General features: G+C 61.3%; 21 protein-coding genes and 2 pseudogenes. 11 read left to right on the forward strand and 12 right to left on the reverse strand.

Features of this window, described 5'->3' with window-relative positions; genetic code table 11:
* Nucleotides 1-85 precede the first annotated feature (85 nt).
* The 3 genes and pseudogenes from BSG08_RS16785 to BSG08_RS16795 form a co-directional block, all read right to left on the reverse strand.
* Nucleotides 86-859 (reverse strand): annotated as a pseudogene (locus BSG08_RS16785) (ParB/RepB/Spo0J family partition protein); the annotation flags it as partial.
* 184 nt (nucleotides 860-1,043) lie between these two features.
* A complete protein-coding gene (locus BSG08_RS16790; protein WP_093039008.1) occupies nucleotides 1,044-1,511 on the reverse strand; it encodes a GNAT family N-acetyltransferase in 468 nt (155 codons plus the stop codon).
* Between the two features lie 266 nt (nucleotides 1,512-1,777).
* A complete protein-coding gene (locus BSG08_RS16795; protein ID WP_093039009.1) occupies nucleotides 1,778-2,971 on the reverse strand; it encodes a DUF932 domain-containing protein in 1,194 nt (397 codons plus the stop codon).
* Nucleotides 2,972-3,172: 201 nt separating this feature from the next.
* On the opposite strand from BSG08_RS16795, the gene BSG08_RS16800 reads away from it, so the two are divergent.
* From BSG08_RS16800 to BSG08_RS16815, 4 genes are read left to right on the forward strand one after another with little or no spacing between them, the layout of a single operon-like run.
* Nucleotides 3,173-3,427, forward strand: coding sequence for a hypothetical protein (locus BSG08_RS16800; protein ID WP_093039010.1), 255 nt, complete (start codon nucleotides 3,173-3,175; stop codon nucleotides 3,425-3,427).
* A 28-nt stretch (nucleotides 3,428-3,455) separates the two neighbouring features.
* Nucleotides 3,456-3,815 carry a toxin-antitoxin system TumE family protein gene (locus tag BSG08_RS16805; RefSeq protein WP_093039011.1) on the forward strand — a complete coding sequence of 120 codons (360 nt, stop codon included), beginning with the start codon at nucleotides 3,456-3,458 and terminating at the stop codon, nucleotides 3,813-3,815.
* Nucleotides 3,812-4,207 (forward strand): HVO_A0114 family putative DNA-binding protein, encoded by a 396-nt coding sequence (locus BSG08_RS16810; protein ID WP_093039012.1) that lies wholly within the window; start codon nucleotides 3,812-3,814, stop codon nucleotides 4,205-4,207. The genes BSG08_RS16805 and BSG08_RS16810 overlap by 4 nt, the downstream gene beginning before the upstream one ends.
* Complete coding sequence (locus BSG08_RS16815; protein WP_093039013.1) at nucleotides 4,204-5,868, forward strand: recombinase family protein; 1,665 nt, start codon at nucleotides 4,204-4,206, stop codon at nucleotides 5,866-5,868. Before BSG08_RS16810 ends, BSG08_RS16815 begins: the two co-directional genes overlap by 4 nt.
* Before the next feature lie 9 nt (nucleotides 5,869-5,877).
* Here BSG08_RS16815 and BSG08_RS16820 read toward each other — a convergent pair whose 3' ends face one another.
* Nucleotides 5,878-6,582, reverse strand: coding sequence for an IS6 family transposase (locus BSG08_RS16820; RefSeq protein ID WP_093039014.1), 705 nt, complete (start codon nucleotides 6,580-6,582; stop codon nucleotides 5,878-5,880).
* 182 nt (nucleotides 6,583-6,764) lie between these two features.
* Entirely contained in the window at nucleotides 6,765-7,286 is a 522-nt protein-coding gene (locus BSG08_RS16825; protein ID WP_245770733.1) for a hypothetical protein, read from the reverse strand.
* 638 nt (nucleotides 7,287-7,924) lie between these two features.
* Here BSG08_RS16825 and BSG08_RS16835 point away from each other — a divergent pair.
* Nucleotides 7,925-9,772, forward strand: coding sequence for an OmpA family protein (locus BSG08_RS16835; protein WP_139274587.1), 1,848 nt, complete (start codon nucleotides 7,925-7,927; stop codon nucleotides 9,770-9,772).
* Nucleotides 9,773-9,878: 106 nt separating this feature from the next.
* On the opposite strand, the gene BSG08_RS16840 is transcribed toward BSG08_RS16835, so the two are convergent.
* Nucleotides 9,879-10,091, reverse strand: a complete 213-nt coding sequence (locus BSG08_RS16840; RefSeq protein WP_093039017.1) for a DUF3185 family protein — start codon at nucleotides 10,089-10,091, stop codon at nucleotides 9,879-9,881.
* Between the two features lie 457 nt (nucleotides 10,092-10,548).
* Between BSG08_RS16840 and BSG08_RS16845 the strand changes: the two genes are divergently transcribed.
* Nucleotides 10,549-10,824, forward strand: coding sequence for an ElaB/YgaM/YqjD family protein (locus BSG08_RS16845; RefSeq protein WP_093039018.1), 276 nt, complete (start codon nucleotides 10,549-10,551; stop codon nucleotides 10,822-10,824).
* A 6-nt stretch (nucleotides 10,825-10,830) separates the two neighbouring features.
* On the forward strand, nucleotides 10,831-11,217 hold the full coding sequence (locus tag BSG08_RS16850) for a hypothetical protein (protein ID WP_093039019.1): 387 nt from the start codon (nucleotides 10,831-10,833) through the stop codon (nucleotides 11,215-11,217).
* Here BSG08_RS16850 and BSG08_RS16855 read toward each other — a convergent pair.
* A complete protein-coding gene (locus tag BSG08_RS16855) occupies nucleotides 11,164-12,360 on the reverse strand; it encodes an AI-2E family transporter (RefSeq protein ID WP_175544815.1) in 1,197 nt (398 codons plus the stop codon). The two genes, BSG08_RS16850 and BSG08_RS16855, sit on opposite strands and share 54 nt — an antisense overlap.
* Nucleotides 12,361-12,572: 212 nt before the next feature.
* Between BSG08_RS16855 and BSG08_RS19320 the strand changes: the two genes are divergently transcribed.
* Together BSG08_RS19320 and BSG08_RS16860 are read left to right on the forward strand one after the other, a co-directional pair.
* Complete coding sequence (locus tag BSG08_RS19320; RefSeq protein WP_139274588.1) at nucleotides 12,573-12,734, forward strand: CsbD family protein; 162 nt, start codon at nucleotides 12,573-12,575, stop codon at nucleotides 12,732-12,734.
* Between the two features lie 81 nt (nucleotides 12,735-12,815).
* Nucleotides 12,816-12,971, forward strand: a complete 156-nt coding sequence (locus BSG08_RS16860; protein ID WP_093039021.1) for a DUF3309 family protein — start codon at nucleotides 12,816-12,818, stop codon at nucleotides 12,969-12,971.
* A gap of 60 nt (nucleotides 12,972-13,031) precedes the next feature.
* On the opposite strand, the gene BSG08_RS16865 is transcribed toward BSG08_RS16860, so the two are convergent.
* Entirely contained in the window at nucleotides 13,032-13,283 is a 252-nt protein-coding gene (locus tag BSG08_RS16865; RefSeq protein ID WP_245770734.1) for a hypothetical protein, read from the reverse strand.
* Between the two features lie 158 nt (nucleotides 13,284-13,441).
* On the opposite strand from BSG08_RS16865, the gene BSG08_RS16870 reads away from it, so the two are divergent.
* Nucleotides 13,442-14,173: a Crp/Fnr family transcriptional regulator gene (locus BSG08_RS16870; RefSeq protein ID WP_425439306.1), complete on the forward strand. Its 732-nt coding sequence runs from the start codon at nucleotides 13,442-13,444 to the stop codon at nucleotides 14,171-14,173.
* Between the two features lie 55 nt (nucleotides 14,174-14,228).
* On the opposite strand, the gene BSG08_RS16875 is transcribed toward BSG08_RS16870, so the two are convergent.
* The 3 genes from BSG08_RS16875 to BSG08_RS16890 all read right to left on the reverse strand — a co-directional run bounded on the left by BSG08_RS16875 (nucleotide 14,229) and on the right by BSG08_RS16890 (nucleotide 16,279).
* Complete coding sequence (locus BSG08_RS16875; protein ID WP_093039023.1) at nucleotides 14,229-14,423, reverse strand: hypothetical protein; 195 nt, start codon at nucleotides 14,421-14,423, stop codon at nucleotides 14,229-14,231.
* A 283-nt stretch (nucleotides 14,424-14,706) separates the two neighbouring features.
* Nucleotides 14,707-15,351 (reverse strand): YiaD family glycine zipper/OmpA-like lipoprotein, encoded by a 645-nt coding sequence (locus BSG08_RS16880; protein ID WP_093039024.1) that lies wholly within the window; start codon nucleotides 15,349-15,351, stop codon nucleotides 14,707-14,709.
* A 457-nt stretch (nucleotides 15,352-15,808) separates the two neighbouring features.
* Nucleotides 15,809-16,279: a hypothetical protein gene (locus tag BSG08_RS16890; RefSeq protein ID WP_093039078.1), complete on the reverse strand. Its 471-nt coding sequence runs from the start codon at nucleotides 16,277-16,279 to the stop codon at nucleotides 15,809-15,811.
* 376 nt (nucleotides 16,280-16,655) lie between these two features.
* On the opposite strand from BSG08_RS16890, the gene BSG08_RS16895 reads away from it, so the two are divergent.
* Nucleotides 16,656-17,777, forward strand: a complete 1,122-nt coding sequence (locus tag BSG08_RS16895) for a fatty acid desaturase (RefSeq protein ID WP_093039026.1) — start codon at nucleotides 16,656-16,658, stop codon at nucleotides 17,775-17,777.
* A 645-nt stretch (nucleotides 17,778-18,422) separates the two neighbouring features.
* Here the strand turns inward: BSG08_RS16895 and BSG08_RS16900 are convergent.
* Nucleotides 18,423-19,564 (reverse strand): annotated as a pseudogene (locus tag BSG08_RS16900) (IS3 family transposase).
* Nucleotides 19,565-19,589 lie beyond the last annotated feature (25 nt).

Here is a 19,589-nt window from a genome sequence, read left to right on the forward strand (position 1 = left end):
CAGAGGCCGAAGAGAACTTCTATGCACAGCGCGACGTGCTCGATATGGTCGCGTGAAATGAAGCTATAGGTCTCCGACAAACCCGGAGCGATTCATCCTGCAGCCAGCCGCCATCGTCGGACTGGAACAGGTCGCGCAGGATGAGGCCGCCGGCCTCCTGGTAGGCGTCGAGCCCGACGAACTGCGCCCGCCGGTCGGAGGCGCGCACGGCGCCCTCGGTCAGCATGCGGCGGATCTCGTAGGGCTGCCTGGAGTAGTGGCGCTTCAGCGCCTCCCAGACCTGTTCCTGGCGCTCATGGTCAGGGCTGACCGTGAAGGCCATCAGCTGGTCGAGCGTCATCTCCTCCTCGGCGTAGGCATCGAGCAGCGAGGGGGCGACGGCGGCGAGCTTCAGCCGCTGCTTCACAACGTTCGGCGAGACGAAGAAGGCGGCGGCGATCTCCTCCTCGCTGCGGCCCTTCTCGCGCATCGCCTGAAAGGCGCGGAACTGGTCGAGCGGGTGGAGCGGCGCGCGCTGGACGTTCTCAGCAAGGCTGTCTTCCTCGGCGAGCCCGTCGGTGCGCACGATGCAGGGCACGGGGGCGGTGCGCGCGAGCCGCTTCTGCTTGACGAGGAGTTCCAGCGCCCGGTAGCGCCTCCCGCCCGCCGGGATCTCGAACATGCCGGTCTCGGCGCCGCTCTCGTCGACCACGGGCCGGACGGTGATCGAGGCGAGCAGCGTGCGCCGGGCGATGTCCTCGGCGAGCTCCTCGATCGAGACGCCGGCCTTGATGCGCCGGACGTTGGACTGGCTGAGCACCAGCTTGTTGAAGGGGATATCGCGCGAGGCGCTGAGGGTGATCTTCTGTTGCTTGGTCATCGGAGTTCTCCGCGACGGGCCGATCGGGAGCCTCTCTCTCGACCTCCAAACCCGTCACGAAGCGCAGCGCCGCCCTCTCACTCTGAAGAGGCGACGCCGCAGATGTACGGCTGCATCGACGCGCAAACGCGTGATGCAGCCGCGATAGAGGCCGGGCCGTCCCAAGGGACGGCCCGGTTCTTGGTCAGAGATGCTTCCAGTAGACGACTTTGTCGCCTCCGGGTTCGTAGAACTCCCGGATGCGGGCTTCCTCGACATAGCCGTTCGTGCGGTAGAAGGACCGCGTGCGCTCGAAGGCTGGCGTGCCGAGGGTCTCCACGATCAGGATGCGTTCGCCGGCCGTGCGAAGACGGTCCTCGAGGTGACGCATCATTGCCGCGCCGATGCCTTGTCCGCGGCAGTCGTCGAGGATGCCGATGGCCAGCAGGTTCCACGTGCCGCTCGTCATGCGCTCGGGTTCGCAGAACCCGAACCCGACAAGGCGGTCGCCGGTGAGGGCGACGAACCACAGGTCGTTGCTGGTCCGGTCGAGATACCCGATCATCATGTCTTCGAGCATCTCGGGTGGGAAGAGTTCGGCGTTGTCCGCCACGGACTGTATGGCGGCGATGTCCTGCCGCTCGGCGGGACGGATCGTCAGTTCAATGGTCATGGTATGTGGAGCTTTCGTCTGTTCGGCGAGAAACCGGCGGGCCACTGACTGGATCCAGTCGCGTGCCGTTCTCGCCAGTGATGTTCGATTGCTATGCACAGATAAGCGGGCAGCCGCTCTCGCGGCCGCCAACGTCTTCTGTGCTCAGCGCCCTCGGATCAGGACGCGCGGTGACCCGCAATCGTAGACATCAAAGCTCCATGCCGCACGGGTGCGCGGCTGGAGCCTCAATGCCACGACGGCGGGCGATCCGCAATGTCCCGCGATCAAATCGCGCGCTCCAGCAATGCCTTCGCGCGGGTTTCTATCGCGAGGCGCGCGTCCTGCTGCGGCTTGGACCGCGCGACGGCCGTGATGCCTTGCACGAAGTCGAACACGCTCTCGGGCGGGCGGCCCTCCTCGGCAAGGACGGTCTCGACGATCTTCGCCGTCTCGGCTTTCGAGAAGCCGCGCTTCTTCAGAAAATCGGCGCGATCCTCGTCGCAGCGTGCGACGATCTTCTCGCGCGCCGCACGGATGCCCTCGATGAACGGCGCCGGCGAGGAGTTGGCGAAGCGCATCAGCGCCGGGGCGGCTTCATGGGCAAAGCGGTTGGCGGCGTATTTGGAGTGCCGGATCGAGATCTCCTGGAAGTCCTCGACGCCCCAGAGATTGCGGTTCTGGCAGACAGCGCGGAGATAGAAGCTCGCGATGCCGAGCGTCTTCGCGCCGACTTCGGAGTTCCAGCAATAGAACCCCCGGAAATAAAGGTCGGGCGAGCCGTCCGGCCGCCGTCCCGCCTCGATGGGGTTCATGTCGTCGACCAGGAAGAGGAAGACGTCCCGGTCCGAGGCGTAGAGCGTGGTCGTATCCTTGGTGACGTCGACCATCGGGTTGTAGACGCCAGTCGACCAGTCGAGCACGCCCGGCACCTTCCAGCGCGTGTCGCCGGTGCCGTTTCCCGCAATGCGGCGGACGGCGGAGACGAGCTCGTGATCGTAGATGCGCCCGTAATCAGGTCCGGTGACGGCGCGCAGCTCGGTCCGGCCGTCGTCCGTCTCCAGCGTCTTGACCTGTTCAGCGCGGTGGTTGGTCAGCCCGTATTGCAGGTTGATGCCCGCGAGCGGCGCCGGGAGTTGGCGCAGATAGGCCGCCGGAGCGCCCACGAGACCGGCGAGTTGGCCGAAGCTCCAATGGGTTGGCGCGACCGGAGCCTCAGCGTCGGGCAGGACCAGCGCCAGCCGCTCGGGGTCGTCACGGTGCGCCTCGACGCGGATCGCAGCGCTCTCGACGGTGCGCGTCCGGCTGCGCTCGGCCCGGCCCTTCACCGAGGCGAAGAGGTCGTCCAGCGACAGATAACGCTCGTCGTCCGGCCGGGAAAACCATTCCGACGACACGCGGCCCACGCGCTCGCCGCGCGACACGTCCACCTTGTAGCCGCCGCTCTCGGGGCGGCCGGTCATGATCTCGACTGAAGTCATGGCTCATCTCCATGACGGGCGGCCTGAGAGCCTCTCTCTCGACCTCCAAACCCGTCACGGCGACAGCCGCTGGACTTTCACTCTCATCGCTGGCGCACCACGCGCTGAGGCGTCGCGCAGCGTGCCTGTCTTCGCCGCCGAGAGCTCTCCGGCCCGACAGTTTTGATTTATGAACCGGCGATCGCGCGGCACGGTTGAACCATGTCCTCCGCCGCAAACGATAGACGCCGCTTCTCAGGCTCCCCTCCGGCCAAGATCGATCTCTTCGACTACTGCCGTCTGCCAGAGCCGAAGCCGCGCGGCCGTCCCGTCGCGGACGATCTGTCGGATTGGCGAGTGACCGATGACTGGCCCGAGGACGTGCCGGTGACGCCCGAGGAGGTGGACGTCTTCGAGGCCTGGTTCGGCGACATTCTCGAGGAGCTGTTCGGGCCGGAAGGGCCGGATCGCGCTTGACGTTGTTATCACCTCGCGATAACCTCTCATGACAAGAGAGACGCGCGATCCCGGCCTCGACGCCTTGCTCGATCTCGACAGCCAGGTGCTGGTCGTCGATCCGCAGGGCGGGCACTGGGTCAAGTTCGTTGTCCGCCGTGTGCCGGTCAGCCCGGAGAAGCCCCACGGGCTCGACTATGCGCTGACCCTGCACGGTCCCGACGGCGGACGGCTCGCCGGCTTCGACAACGCCCACCCCGTGGGCCGTCGCAAGCGTGGCGAACCGCAGGATCACCGGCACCGGCTTCGGACCGTGCGTCCCTACGATTACCGGGATGCGGCGACGCTGCTCGCCGACTTCTGGACGCTGGTGGACGCAGTGCTGAAGGAGAGCGGAGTGATCCCATGACGACGCTGAAGGTCGGCATCGCCGATTACGAGACGATGAAGGCGCGGACGATGCGGATCGCCCGCGGCGAGGAGCGCCAGGGGCCGGACGACCCCAAGGTTTGGTTCACCTCGACCGAGTCCTTCGCCCAGGTCCTGTCGGCCGGGAACCGCGAGCTCCTGCGCACCATCGCCGAACGCGCGCCGGGCTCGCTCGACGATCTCGCGCAGATGACCGGCCGCGCCAAGTCGAACCTGTCGCGGACGCTGAAGAAGATGGCCGACTACGGCCTGATCGAGATGCAGCCCGGCGAGGGCCGGCGCCTCAAGCCGAAGATCGTCTACGACAGAGTCTCGCTCGACCTGCCGCTGATCGACGGGACGGAGCGCAAGGCCGCAGGGGGCCGCTCGTGAACGCCCCGCAACCCGCCGTGAAGCTGCGCGCGGCGCTGTATCTGCGCGTCTCGACGGCCCGGCAGGCCGAGCACGACGTATCGATCCCCGACCAGCGCCGGCAGGGCGAAGCCTATTGCGCGGCGCGCGGGTACCAGCTCGTGGAGACCTATATCGAGCCCGGCGCCTCGGCGACCAATGACCGGAGGCCGGAGTTCCAGCGGATGATGGAGGCCGGCACGGCGAAGCCGGCGGCCTTCGACGTCGTGGTGGTCCACTCCTTCAGCCGCTTCTTCCGCGACCATTTCGAGCTGGAGTTCTACGTCCGCAAGCTTGCCAAGAACGGCGTCCGGCTCGTCTCGATGACGCAGGAGCTGGGCGACGACCCGATGCACGTCATGATGCGCCAGATCATGGCGCTGTTCGACGAGTATCAGTCCAAGGAGAACGCCAAGCATACGCTCCGGGCCCTGAAGGAGAACGCCCGCCAAGGCTTCTGGAATGGCTCGCTGCCGCCGGTCGGCTATCGCGTCGTCGACGCCGAGAAGCGCGGCGCGAAGATCAAGAAGGTGCTGGAGATCGATCCGCTGCATGCCGACACGGTCCGGCTGATGTTCAAGCTGGCGTTGGAAGGCGACGGCACGAGCGGGCGCATGGGCGTGAAGGCGATCGCGGCGTATCTCAACGCGCGCAAGCTCTACACCCGCACCGGCGGACGCTGGGGCGTCGGCACCGTGCACCGCATCCTGACGCGCCGGACCTATATCGGCGAGCATCACTGGGGTAGGCGCTACAAGGACGGCACGCCGAAGTCCCAGGCCGAAACCGTCACCGTGCCCGTGCCGCCGCTGATCGACCGGGAGACCTTCGACGCGGTCCAGGAACTGCTCAAGTCCCGCAGTCCGATGGTCGTGCCGGGCCGGACAGTCAGCGGGCCGACGCTGCTCACCGGCATCTGCTTCTGCGCCGACTGCGGCGGCGCGATGACGCTGCGCACGTCGGGCAAGGCCAAGCACTATCGCTACTACACCTGCTCGACCGCCGCGCGGCAGGGCAAGACCGGCTGCAAGGGTCGCACGGTCCAGATGGACCGGCTCGACCATCTGGTGGCCGAGCATCTGGAGAAGCGGCTCCTTCAGCCCGAACGGCTACGCGACTTGCTCGCCATCCATCTCGACCGTCGTGAGGAGAGGGATGAACGTCGGCGCGCGCATGCGGCAGAACTTGTCAACCGCGCGGCCGCCGCCGAGGCGCGATTGAAGCGCCTTTACGACGCCATCGAGAGCGGCGTCGTCGATCTGGACGATCCGTCGCTCAGGACGCGCATCGAGGAACTGAAGGCGACGCGCGATCAGGCGCGCATCGACGCGGAACGCGCGCGCGCCTCGATCGAGAGCGCGGGCCAGGCGGTCACACCCGACCAGATCGCCCGTTTCGCGGCCGTCGCCCGTCGGCGCATGCGTGGAAAGGACGGCAGATTTCGGCGGGATCATCTGCGGGCGCTGGCCCAGCGGGTCGAGGTTGCCGAGCGCGAGGTTCGGATCATGGGTTCGCGCAACGAGCTTCTGAAGGTTCTGGCGTCGGCAAATGGCGTAGGAACTGCGGCGAACGGCGTTCGCACTTATGTTCCAGAGTGGCGGTGCTGGCAGACTAATTCGAACCAGTCTCCACAAGGACAGTAAGCCTGTCCCTTATGCCGCGCAGAGACCGCGCCACTCGGCAAGAGCAGCGGCGCGGTTGAGTTTGAAATTCGTTCGAGTTGAGAGACTGCGTTCTTGATTAAAGTGATTGTAGACTGATGCGTGAACGGCGGCGAATTTCTGCAAACTTCGCATGCGCCTGAAGCGAAGCATGGCCCTCTCTCGTCGTCGGAACGGCAAGTGCGAATTCTCTGCTCTATTGTTCAGCCAGCGGCCAGTTTCTTGGCGGTGTTTCGCACCAATCTCCTTCAGCGCGGCACCGTAGGACCGCAGCCGATCCGTGACGATAACGTTCGGGCGGCCATGCTTACGCGTTGCTTTCTTTAAAAATTTCAATGCGGCTTTCTTGTCGCGCGTCCTTGTGACAAAACTTTCCAGGACTTCGCCTTCGTGATCCACGGCCCGCCAAAGGTAGTGCCGCTCCCCATTGACCTTCACGAAGACCTCGTCGAGGTGCCAACGCCATCGGCTGAATTTCATCCCCTCAATCCGTCGCTTTCGAATCTCCGCCGCGAACATCGGACCGAACCGGTGCCACCAATATCTCACCGCTTCGTGGCTGACATCGATGCCGCGTTCGTGGAGCAAATCCTCGACATTTCGAAGGGACAGAGGAAAACGGACGTACATCATCACCGCTAGGCGGATAATCTCTCGGCTCGTCTTGAAATAGCGAAATGGGTCAGGTTTGGTCATCCGGCGAGGTTACGAAACCGCCCTGCCCGGCTCAAGCTGGTTTCGTCTGACTGTGCCTTTGGGTGCAGCCCCGTGTGCATCGCAAGGTCTAGCAAGCGTCGAAGCTCTCTTCGTCGGAAGATGCTTAAGAGTCAGAGAACCGCCAATCCAACCCGAGCTGGATTGGCGTCTCTTGCTGATCATTATTCTTCGATACGTTCGACAATTGCCGTCGCGTAAGCATTGATGAGGGCATTGTAGAAATCGTCTTGGGATGGCGCCACAGTAACCCAGCCTTCCGGTGCTTCTTGTTCGCCACTTACGGCACTCATACGCATTGCATAGCTGCCAATCTGTGCATCTCGGGCTTGTCCCTTGGAGACTGAAGCGACATTGTTGACCCCTTCGTAAGTGGTCACCGTGCCCTCAAGCTGATTGAACTCCCCGGTATCAGGCAGAGTTGTATCGCCGTCGATCGCAACCTTGCTGATCTCGACGGAGATTCGCGGCGCGTCGGCGCGATCGTCAACGGTCACTTGCGAGGCAATCGCCGTGGTGATGTCTTCTTCCAGCGTCGGCCAGAACTTGAGAACATTGTTGTCTTCATAGGCGCTCAGGTCAGCTTTGACCTCTACGCCGGACAAGGTCTTTTCCATTGCGGCCAGCGGGCCGGCGGCGATCAGTGCCAGGCCGGTACAAAGTGCGGTGGTTCGGAGAAGTTTCATTTCTTTTTTCCTTGTTTGATCCTCATCGCAAGCACGCCGTGCAATGCCCAGTCGAGCATTTGACACGTTTCGCTTTTCGATGTGATGTGATATGATTTATCAACGTATTCGGGCGGCGTTTTCGTTCGCCCTCTATCAAGCTATCGCTCAAAATGAGTGTTCTGATACTAACATGTATCAGCGTGATGTTGGCGCGTCCGCTTTAGCTTGGAAAATGATCGGACCATACAACATCGGAAATGCCTCCAAGGGGCCGACAGCACTCAGCACTGTCCTTTTTTCAGCCCGAAGAGGTTCTGCCTGCGTTCTTGGTTGGGGAATTTCAGGAGAATCACGTGGACCCAGATCGCTCGCTTTTCATATCTACCTCACACCAGATGAACGATACTTGGCAAGCGTGGACCTCCGCCCCCGAAAGTCCGGGCCGAAGCATAGCCCTTGCACCTTTTCGGGCTGCGCAGGCCGCATTCGCAGTTCATGACGAAACCAAGCGTCTGGAGGAATGCCGGGCAGCTGTCGAGGCGCTGAAGTGATGCCCGCATGATGCCTTCTTCTATTGGCCGAGTCAGCTTGCAGTCACTCTGCTGCAGCACCTGACCTGGCTCGAACCTTCTGCACTCCACTTGAGAGGAAACGATATGACCCACAGGCCATTGAAATCAACTACGGCAATTCTTGCTGCATTGTCGCTGCTGCAGCCATTGCCGTCGTTCGCGCAATCCAGCCCGGACGTGAGCGTAAACGATGCCGGCGCACAGACAGACGAACAGACCCCTTTGCGCACGCCCGAAGAAATATGTGCCGAGGTCAATATCTTCGAGGAATTGGAGTGTGGCCTTCACATTTTGGAACTTGAAGCGGCGACGACCGACGCCGCCACAGCCGCACCTGTCGAGGACGATACCACTGGACAGGCCGAAGCCGAAGCCCTCGCGGCAGAAGAGGCTGAGGCACAGGCGGCGGCAGACGCGGCAGCCGAGGCTCAGGCAGCCGCCGAAGCCGAAGCGCAGGCCGAAGCCGACGCAGCGATCCTTGCGGCAGAAGGTGCCGAGGCTCAGGCCGCCGCAGACGCGGAATCCGAGGCTCAGGCCGAAGCCGAGGCGCAGGCCGAAGCCGACGCAGCAATCCTTGCGGCAGAAGGTGCCGAGGCTCAGGCAGCCGCAGACGCGGAATCCGGGGCTCAGGCAACCGCCGAAGCAGAAAAGAAAGAAACCGACGCAGGCGCTGAACCAGAAACGCAGGCGGATGCTGCCACTGAGGCCGAGACACAAGCCACGACAGAGGCGCCAGCCGAAGAAGACCAACAAACCGACACGGCTACGACCAGCACGAGCACGGACAATACCGAAGCATGTCTCGCAGAGGTTATCGCCAGTGACGGTTCTGTCGTCTGTGTCGACACTCTGACCGGCGATTCGCTCGAAGCGCTGGCAACCGATACGGATGCAGAAACATCGGCCGAAGTGACAACCCAGACCGTTACAGAGGAGACACAGCGCTCGAGCAGCGAGGAGTTTCTTGAGTGGAGTCCCGAAGACCAGGAGCGCAGCACAACCCAGCAAAATGTCGCGCCAAAGGCGAAATCAAAGAGCGGAATTAGCGATCTGGAGAAGGCTGGTCTGCTGGCTCTTGGCGCGGTCGTGGTGGGCGCGATCCTGTTGAATGGTCAGCGCGTCGAAGCAAATACGGGTGATCGGGTCGTTGTGGTTGATGATGACAATTACTACCGGATCCTCAAAGACGATGACGCGCTGCTGCGTCAGCCCGGTTCGGATGTACGCACCGAGCGGTTCAGCGACGGTTCCACGCGCACCAATGTCCTTCGCAGTGACGGCACGGAGATCATCACCATCCGCGATTCGGGCGGGCGCGTTCTGAGGCGCGTTCTTGTCGAGACGGACGGGCGTCAATATGTGCTGTTCGACGACACCCGCAGTTTTGAACCCGTGGTGATCCGTGACCTTCCTGAACCAGAATTCGACGATTTCGATTATCAGGCCGCGAGCGACCGTGAAAGCCTGCGCTTGGCGCTGCTTGCCGCTGACCGGCGCGATATCGGTCGCAGTTTCAGCCTGCGGCAGGTGCGGGAAATCCACGAGGTGCGGCAGTTGAGCCCCGAGATCAATCTTCGGAATATCACCTTTGCCACCAACTCATCCGCCATTCAGCCGTCGCAGGCACAACAGCTCCGGCAGATGGGCATGCTGATGCGCGAGCTGATCGCGAATGATCCGACCGAACTGTTCCTGATCGAGGGCTATACCGATGCGGTTGGGGCGCCGGGCTACAATCTGCTTCTGTCCGACCGGCGCGCCGAGTCGGTGGCGCTGGCCCTCAGCGAGTATTTCGATGTGCCGACCGAGAACATGGTCGTCCAGGGCTATGGCGAACGCTTTCTGAAGATCCCAACGCAGGACGCCGAGCGTCTGAACCGTCGTGTAGCTGTGCGCAGGATCACGGCACTTGTCCGGCAAAGAGGACTCTGAACGCTCAAGGGCTCACTTGCAGCGCCTGTCCGAGACAACAGCCATTGGTTTGAAGATACCCCCGGTCACTCTTCTGGCCGGGGGCGTTTCGGTCCTGAACCAAGGCTCAGGACGTTTTCCTGCCGCGAAGCAGCAGTGCCAGACCACCTATAGTGCCGATCAGCCCGCCAACCAGATACCACATCGTGTTGTTGGTAAATCGTCCGGTGAGCGCCTCTGACAACTGATCGACCGGGGTGTTCGAGGCACGCCATGCGAAAAACAGCAGAAAGCTGCCCAAGGCGAGGACGACAAGGCCAAGGATATTTGACTGTGACAATTTCTGTTCCTTTGAAACGGGGTGAGCGATGATGTCAGGACTCTATACTAACCTGACATCTATTCACTCTGACTGATGCAAATCAGCCGTGTGACTGACTTTGCTGCTGGTGCGGCCGGATCAAAGCCCAACTCGGACCGCTTCATGAGATGCCAGGCGAGACTGATCCATGTTGTGGTGCTCCAACAGCGAGAGGATTACTCATTCTCCGATGACTAGCCATTCGCTGGTTGCGGAACAGGCAGGGAGCCGATGAACCAGATCATTTACTTTGTCGGCCTTGTCGTGATTGTCATGTTCGTTCTGGGTTACTTGGGCCTGCGCTGAACGACACAACACCAGCGATCCCAAACTTGCGACAGTCCCGATCGGACGGCGCAGGCTGGTCGCAATCAAGCATATAGCATGTGGGCCCCGGCACGATCTGGGGCGACTGACCCATTACTGGAGATACCGAATGAACACCCCTGTCACCTCAGCCATCAAAGCCGCCGCTTCCCCTGACGACCTAAGCCATCAGATCGAGGTGCTGCGGGCAGACCTGGCAAAGCTTGCATCAACACTCTCTGACAATATGGCCGAAGGTATCGGAAAGGCCGGTCAGCAGATCGGGCAGACCGGTCGTGACGCCCGCACGACGGCAACCAACGCGGTGCTCGATCATCCCCTGACCGCTGTCGGGATTGCCGCCGGAATTGGGCTGCTGTTTGGCATGATGGCGCGGAAGGGCTGAACTGACATGGCGCTGCCGTTATGGGATCCGCTGCGCGACCTTGCCGGCACCGCGGTCCGCAGCGCGGGTATTCGCGCCACAATGGCAATCGCCACGGCGCTTCTTGCGATCGTGGCGACAGCGTTTCTCGTTTCGGCAGGTTTTGTCGTGCTGATGCGGGAGGTTGGATTCCCGGTTGCGGCCATCGCGTTCGCCGCACTCTTTGCGGTGCTTGCACTGGCCATGCATCTTTTCGGGCGCGCGATTTCCGCGAGGCAGGCAGCGCGGACCATGGCAGCACGAAGCCGCGCCGAGACCGACATCGCCCTCGCGACCGTCCTTGCCCGGTCGGCGCGACCCTTACTGCCGCTCGTGGCCTTTGTGGCCGCGTTCGTACTGGCGCGACGGTCGTGACGAGGGCGAAGCGACGTTGAGACGCCGCACGAAGGCAACTGCGACAATCAGCGTCGGAGTGGCAACCAGCGCACCCGCAGCGCCCCAGAGCCACGCCCCGAAGGCAATCGCCACAAAGACGGCAATCGGGGCGATGCGGATCCTTGAACCCACGACCATCGGCGTGACCACCTGTGCTTCGATCAAGTTCAGTATGACGACGACGGCAAAGGGTGCAAAGGCAACTAACGGATCCTCGAAAGAAACGATCCCGACACCCAATGTGACCACCCCAAGAATGGCAACTCCGATGAAGGGCATGAAATTCAGGAGCGCCGCAGCAACGCCCCAGAGAGGGGCGTTCTCCACCCCGAGCAGGTAAAACGCTCCAGCGATGCAGAGGCCAAGCCCCAGATTGATGGCGCTGATTGCCAGCAAATAGCGCGCAACATTGGTGCGCACGTCGCGCATGGCCCGCCCAACCGCCCGGCGTGTCGAAGGCCAGGGTATCAGCGACATGCCCCATCGGGCCAGCATCACGCGGTCTCTCAGAAAAAAGAAGGTCAGCATCGCCCAGAACGCGATCCCCGCAGCGAGTCCCGGTGCGCCGATCGCCCAGTCCGCAAGCAGTCTCTGGCCGCCTTCGACCAGCTTGTCCACGGCGTCTTCACCCGGTCCCGGCTCGGGCGCATCACTGGTTTCGGTCGGAACGCGCTGTTCGGGCATTTCAGAGGGGACAACTTCTGGACTGGTTTGCAGAGTGTCCGAAACCCCCGATGCGATCTCGCGGGCGCGTCGTTCCACCTCGCGCAGGATCTGCGGCGCGCGGCTGTTCCAGGCCTCGGCTGAGGGCGCCAGGGAATAGACAGTAGTGGCCGCCCCGATCAGAATACTGCCAACCACCAAAGCAGCACAAAGCGACGCAGGAGCGCCCGATCTCTCCAGCCATCGGACCCAGGGCGCAAGAGCAATCGCGCAAAGCAACGCCAGAACCGTGGGCACCGCGATCAGGCTGGCCGCGCTCAATCCCGCCAGCATCATCACCCCGGCAATGATGCCCAGCAGCAACGACTGGATCGTGCCACGGTCAAGCGACGCAAACCAGCCTCCGGATGGTGCCGGGTGCGGCTCTCTTGATGCTGTGTGCAAGGTCGGGTCGGACATGGCGCGCGCCAGCCTTTCTGTTGCGATGGATAAGCGACGCATACGCGCCGCCGAAAGCCTAAGGGCAGCAAATTCTGCCCGCGCTGATGCAGGTTAGCGCCGCGAGCATGACGAAAGGCGAAGATGCTTTCAGAAGCGTCTGAGACGCGTCAGATCGTTCTGGCCCCGTGATCGCTCAATTAATGCCGGAACCCAACGGAGAACCATGATCCATGGAAAAGAACCGCAAGAAAAAGGCCGGCGATGCGACCAGGAAGGGCGCGACCAGGCAGTCAGAGTACAAAACGCTTGAGGCTGAGGGAAAGACGAAAAAGGCCGAAGGACGGTTTCAAAAGGCATTCGGCAAGGTACAGGTCGCTCCGCGGAAGGGCTGATCATGCTGCCGAATGGTCCCGCCGCGCTGTCCCCCCGCGGCGGGACCACTCATACCCGAATCCAGAACAAAGGACACCTTCATGCTTGGCGCCATTCTCATCGTCGTACTCGTTCTCATGCTGATTGGCGTGCTTCCCACCTGGGGGCATAGCCGGTCCTGGGGGTATATCCCCAGCGGCTCTGTTGGTCTCATTTTGCTGATCCTGCTCGTGCTGGTGGTAACGGGTCGCCTCTAGGGGCGCAACCTGCCAGCGCGCAATCGGCAATACGCCGACATCCCGGAAAATCCAGGCCAGTCAGCGTCGGCGCACAGAGTTGCCGCCGGCAAGAATGCTGTTGATCAAGGCCGCCACAGCGACGTGCATCTCGGCGGCACCATCATCGGGTGCAAATTCGTGTGCCGCCGCCGCATCCTTGAGAATCCCCAGAATCTCGTTTTCCGGAAGGATATTGCGGTCATTGAGTGCCAGAAGTATTGCTTCGCATATCGACAGTGCGGCGGTGCCGGCGATGCTGTGATGCGTGGTCATATCGGTGTCACTTTCCATTCATGGGACAGGTGGCTCCGACTATCCGCTGGCCGGAGCTTGTCGCGATCATAGGCGCAATCTGCTACACTCGACTGATCCAAAGCAGCGTGAGGCACTTCTCTTTCGGCTACTTGACTTTGGGTACCACCCGCTGCCGATCTTTTCTGAAAGTTGACATCTTGCCTGCAAACAGCCCGCTGACACGAAAACTCTCCGCCTTCGTCACCCTTTCGGATGTCGACGTGGAAACGCTTGCGCGTTTTCACCAGCGCCGCCGGACCTTTCTTTCCGGGCATGAAATGATCAATCATGGTGAGAGAAACCAATCTGCCTTCATTCTGGCCAAGGGATGGGCCTTTTCCTACAAGATCCTGCCAAATGGTGAACGCCAGATCGTTGATTTCCAGATACCCGGCGATTTTCTGGGGCTGCGCAGCATCCTGTTCCGCACCGCCGACCACAGCGTCGAGGCGGTGACCGATATCGAGGCCTCCGAGGTTCTGGCGTCGGATATCTTCGATGGCTTTTCGCGTGCGCCACGCCTCGCCACAGCAGTGCTCTGGGCCGCCTCGCGGGACGAAGCGATGGTGGTGGAGCACCTGGTCAACCTTGGCCGTCGTTCGGCCGAGGAACGCATGGCGCATCTCCTGCTCGAACTCGGGGCGCGGCTGAAACTCGTGGGGGGCGGCGACAGGACGGGCTTTGACTGTCCGCTGACGCAATACCACCTTGCCGACGCGCTCGGTCTGAGCGCCGTGCATGTGAACCGCGTTCTTCGACTACTGCGCGAAGAGGGGCTCGTCACATTTCGGAAGGGGCGCGTTGTCTTTGACAACTTCGAGCGTCTCAAGGAGTTCGCCTGTTTCGACACAGAATATCTCGATCAGGAAGGGCCCCTGCTGCGCTGAACCTCCCCTCCGACAAATCCCGCCGGAGAGGCATCGTTGCGCGGCCCTGCGGCCCTTATGCCAGCGCGTGCTTTGCCGCGTCGAGTTCACGGTTGCACTCAGCGTCATTCTTCGCCGTTTGCGCCTTTTCGGCTGCCTGATAGTGCTTCAGCGCCGAATCCTTCTTGGGACCAGAGGGAGCCTTGTCCCAGGCCGCCTTGACGGATTTCATCTTTTCGGCCGTGTTGAGTGCAGGTGATTTCGAGTCCATGGAATTGATCCTTTAAACGGTCTGCACGAATTGACAAAGCTCCCCGTCGGACCGGGATGGTCTCCGGCTACCCGACAGGAAAGCTTTGCCAGCGCTCGTTACAAACAATCGATGGCGGAATATGTTGCCATCAATCAGAACCCTATCCGGACGCGGTCGGGGTGGGACTGATCCAGGTTGGTGCCGGGGAGTTTTTTCAAGCGCGGTTCCTGCGGCCCGACAAGAACGGGACGGGCGCGGGGTTGATCCCGGCACGTCCCATTTCAGTCAACTCTGGATACGCTCAATTGGTCGGCGTTATCACGATCTCGACCCGGCGATTCTGCGCGCGCCCGGCTGCGCTCGCATTCGATGTGATCGGTTCGTAAAACCCGCGACCTGATACGGTGACCCGCGACGCGGCGGTACCATTGGCAACAAGTTCCCGTGCAACCGACATCGCACGGTCACGGCTGAGTTGGTTGTTGTAGGTTGCCGACCCGACATTGTCCGTGTGCCCGACGACACGAACAGTCGAGTTGGGATGCTGGCGCAGGCTTTCCGAAACCGTCCTCAATGCAGGCCGGAACCCGGGATCGACGACCGAAGACGCGGTACGGAATGTCACCGCCTCGGGCAGGATGACCCGGAGCTGGCTGCCGGTGTTGGTGACATCTGCACCCGTGCCGGCGAGAGACTGGCGCAACTCGCGTTCCTGCGCCGCCATCTGCGCCCCGATCGCCCCACCGACCGCGGCCCCGACTGCGCCACCGATCAAGGTTGCCTTGGTATCCCCACCGATGACCCGCCCGGCCGCCGCTCCGGTCAGACCGCCGATAACGGCGCCGGTTGCGGGCTTGTTGGCGGTCCCATTGTTGTAGGTGCAACCCCCGAGCACGAGCGTTGCAGCGGTAATGACGAATGCAATTGTCTTTCCATGGTTGCCCATCTTCTGTGTCCTTTCAATAAGGTAATCACCACGCACCTGCGCGGCGGTTTCACCCGAACTGATCTCTGAATTGCATTATTGGCGGTCAGGCATACTGATCTGCGTTAGGTGCTTTGCTTTCAACCAATGCTCTGTCGCCGGTTTGCACAGAAGTGAGCGACCCGAAATCGGCCCGGGCGGAAAAGACGGATCAGCTTCACACATTCTTTCAGCGATTGCGCGATGTGCCGCGACTGGAGTGGGCTGCGTTCCGCCATGCGGTCAGGCCCTTGCAGCGCCGACAGATCCGTTCTCCGAACCCATCGCTCCAAAAGATGGCCTTGCACCGCAGGCAACATCTTTCCTTGGGCGTGTCGTCCAATGCGCGGGCCGGATGATAGATGTCGGTGTTCTCATTTTCAGATTGCATGCGATTATCTCCGATCAATGAAACACCCCTCGATTGATATGATGGATTTCACTGTCGCGGTGGCGCGATTTCGGTACGCGTCGGCATGCCTTCGTTTTCCGCACGCTCGATGCCTGACACATCACGGGACTGTCTTTGCGAACTGTCGCTCGAATAGAGATGACGCAGTTGTGCTTCGGAAACACCGTCGGCCTGCATGACAAGACGCACCATAGGATCGGACAACATCTCTTCGAGAAAGAAATGCGACAGCTCCCTTCCAGACAGCTTGTCCTTGGCGCGGGCCTTGTCCAGATCGACCAGAGACAGGGTCAGGCTTCGGGCAAGGCCGGGATGGGATATCCGCGGATTCAGGTGAACTAGGACCGACGCCTTCCATGCTTGTGGGTTGAGGTGGCTGGGAGGCGATGAAAGCTCTGTCTCGATCTCGTATTCACCCGCGGGAAGTGTCTCGTCAAAACCCGGAACGGTAAACGGTCGGGAAAAAACGGCGGTGGTCTTGCTGGTCAGATTATCCATCCAGATGCTCCCTTCCGATTTGCAGTCGACTGTGCGCGGATGACCGCCACCCCTGATCTGGATGACCGCATACTCATTACTGCTATCCATACATTCTCCCCAAGCCTTCCCTGCACCGTTCCCTGCAGAACACATCCTAGGAAATATCGCGGCGAAACGGGCTGATCGAGGTTAGCCCCTGCCGTGATCTTTGCTGCCACAATGGTATCGCCGTGGCAAAATATCCGCAGGAAAAATAACCAGCAATGTCCCAACACACCTATCATGCAGGAATGGTGGCGCCCTCGTTTCGCAAGGCGCTCCGGCTTGCCCTGAATGACCGAGAGATTCTGGTGCCGGATTGCAACCCGAAAGGTGAACCAAAGGATTGCCGTCGATGTTGACGCATTTGCGATGCCAGCGAACGCGCAGCCATCCCAATTTCAATCCCCGCTCGGTTCCGCGCCCTCCCAACGGTCTATCATCCGTCCTGGTCCGCCAGGAACAAAAGGGTGACACCCGGTTGACCCCATCGGAATGGACCAGAATCCTGGCAAAATATCGCCAGCCGAACCCCTCCCGTAGCATTTTCGAACTGACCGTCACGCTTGCCCCGTTTGTCGCGACATGGGCAGTTGCCTGGTGGATGTTGTCGATCAGCATCGGGCTGACCATGGTATTGGCGGTCATCAATGCCGCCTTCCTGGTCCGGCTGTTCATGATCCAGCATGATTACGGTCATGGCTCGTTCTTTCGGGACCGGCGCCTGTGCGACTGGATCGGTCGCATGATCGGTGTTCTGACGCTGACGCCCTATGACGTCTGGCGCAAGACGCACGCGATCCACCATGCCACGACTGGAAACCTGGACCGGCGGGGCGTCGGGGATCTACCGACGCTGACGGTCAGCGAATACTATGCGAAGGGGTGGATCGGCCGGGCAGTCTATCGCTTGATCCGCCATCCGGTGTTCCTGTTCGGAGTCGCGCCGTTCTACACATTCTTCCTGCAGAACCGGCTGCCTGTTCACTTGATGCGGTCCGGCTGGCGCTATTGGCAGAGTGCGATGGGGACAAATGTCGCAATTGGCGTCACCCTGGCGGCTATTGTCTGGCTGGGCGGTTGGGATGTCCTCCTGTTCGTGTTTCTGCCAACGATGCTTTTGGCCGCGATGGCCGGAATGTGGTTCTTTTACGTGCAACATCAGTTCGAGGACACAAGCTGGGAGCGCGAGGAAGACTGGAACGTGCAGGACGCCGCATTCGACAGCAGTTCGCACTATGCCCTCCCGGGCGTTCTGCGCTGGATCACCGGAAACATTGGGATCCACCACGTGCATCATCTGGCCAGCCGCATACCTTTCTATCGTCTTCCCGAAGTGATCGAAGACCACGATATGCTTGCACAATCCAAACGCATCACGCTTTGGCAAAGTTTTCGCTGCGCACGTCTCCACCTCTGGGATGAAAAGCGCTGCAAACTGCTAACCTTTGCGGAGGCCCGGGCATTAATGGGCTGAGTCTGAGGGGATTTCCTCCAAGAAATTTCAAAGCGCCTCGGGTTCAGCATGGTGCCTCCGCAGACTGCATCGGGACCTACTCGCCGAAAGCGGCCACTGCGTTCGTAAAGCGCAGAGTGAGTCTTTCTGCCCCTCGTTCCCCGTGGGAGTGAGAATGTCGCTGAATGGACAGATCTTGAGGCATTCGGTCCCCGAAGGCTAACGCAGGTTAGTGTCAACTTTTCGAAATCGGAATAACCAGACCTTCAGAGATCGCGGCATTTGCTGCTGCATATCATATCAGGAGGAATCTCATGAAGTTGCCGAGGCTTGCGTCAACGCTGCTGATCGCGGCGACCTTGACTGTACCGTTCACGCTACAGGGTTGTAACACCGCCGCCGGTATCGGAAGAGACGTGTCCGCAGGCGCTGACGCCGTCACTGAGTCTGCCGAAGAGAACAAGAGTTACTGACCAAAGACATGATCCACTCGAAAGGCGGCGATAAAGGCCCAAGACGCTTGCAGACACATCTTCGGGCGCTGGTTCTACGATCGAAAATACTGACTGACGGCGCGGAATAACGACAGGGACGTGAATCCTGCGCGTTAGTGAGAGGTGGTTCGGTTGATCTGAACAGCCGGGATAAGCGGATTCTCCGCCTCGGTTACGCCGCCACCGCTTCGGGCATTGGCTGGTTGAAGTAGGCTTGATCGGGGGTTTTCCCGTCAAGCGACGAATGCGGGCGGCGGCTGTTGTAGAAGCCAAGATGGCGGCAGATCCCGGCGCGGGCTTCGGACACGCTGGCATAGGCCCGCAGGTAGACTTCCTCGTATTTGATGGTCGGCCACAGGCGCCCCACGAAGACATTGTTGCGCCAGGCCCCCTTGCCGTCCATGCTGATCCTGATCTCGCGGGCGGCCAGCACCTTGATGAAGTCAGTCGAGGTGAACTGGCTGCCCTGACCGGTGTTGATGATCTCGGGGGTGCCGTGACGTGCCAACGCCTCCTCCACAGCTTCTATGCAGAAGTCGGCCTCCAGCGTGATCGACACCCGCCAGGACAGAACGCGCCGGGTGCAACAGTCCACGACCGCGGCGAGATAGATGAAGCCCCGCGCCATCGGGATGTAGGTGATGTCCATCGCCCAGACCTGTTTGGGCCGGATGACGGGCAGCTTTCTCAGCAGGTAGGGGGTAGATCTTGTGCCCCGGTGCCGGTTTCGAGGTGTTCGGCCGATGGTAAAGAGCTTCGATGCCCATGCGCTTCATTAGCGTGGTAACGTGCAGCCGTCCGACCTTGAACCCCTCCTGGACCAGCAGCCCTTGCAACATCCGGCTGTCCGCGAAGGGGAACTCCATGTGCAGCTTGTCGATCCGGTGCATCAGCTTCAGATCGGCGTCCGACACAGGGCGCGTCTTGTAATAGACGCTGCCCCGGCTGATCCCCAGCACGATGGCCTGGCGGCTGACGCTCAGCTTTGCGGTGGGATCAATCATTTTCTTGCGCTCGGCAACAGACCCGCCTCGGCCCGAGCGCGCCGGACAAAAAATCGTTCTCCAGCGTGAGCTCTCCGATCTTCGCATGCAGGGTCTTCACATCGATCACCGGTCCCGCCTCGGCCTCCGGGGCTTCGCCGAACACTCCGGTCGCGCCCTCAAGAAGCTGATCGCGCCACTGCTTGATCTGGTTCGGGTGAACGTCGAAATCCTGCGCCAGCTCGATCAGCGTCTTCTCACCCTTGATCGCGGCTACAGCCACTTTCGCCTTGAAGGCCGGGCTGTGGTTCCGGCGCGGTCGTCTTGCCATGGTCTTCTCCTCGCTTGCAGCATCA

It is taken from the genome of Roseovarius azorensis (genome assembly GCF_900109455.1).
Taxonomy (GTDB): Bacteria; Pseudomonadota; Alphaproteobacteria; order Rhodobacterales; family Rhodobacteraceae; genus Roseovarius; species Roseovarius azorensis.